At 66.2% G+C, this 325-nt stretch carries 1 pseudogene; it reads right to left on the bottom strand.

What is annotated here, in order from left to right:
* Positions 1–325, bottom strand: a pseudogene (locus tag IH25_RS38265) (alpha-1,4-glucan--maltose-1-phosphate maltosyltransferase); the annotation flags it as partial.

Raw genomic sequence — 325 nt, 5'->3', positions numbered from 1 at the left:
GCGCAGCTGGTACTTCTCCGAGTCCAGGTACTCCTCCCCGCTCTCCCTGAGCGGGGTGTTCTCGCACAGTTCGTAGCCGGAGTAGATGCCCCAGGCGGGGGAGAGGGTGGCGGCCAGCACGGCACGGACCTCGAACGCGGGCCGCCCGCCGTGCTGGAGGTAGGCGTGCAGGATGTCGGGAGTGTTGGCGAAGAAGTTCGGCCGCATGTAGGCCGCCGCCTCACCCGTCAGCTCGGTCAGGTACTCGGTGAGCTCCTGTTTGCTGTTGCGCCAGGTGAAGTAGGTGTAGGACTGCTGGAAGCCGATCTGGGCCAGGGTGTGCATC

Origin of the sequence: Streptomyces achromogenes subsp. achromogenes (assembly GCF_000720835.1) — a bacterium.
Taxonomy (GTDB): Bacteria; Actinomycetota; Actinomycetes; order Streptomycetales; family Streptomycetaceae; genus Streptomyces; species Streptomyces achromogenes.
This window is presented reverse-complemented; position numbering and strand designations above follow the sequence as displayed.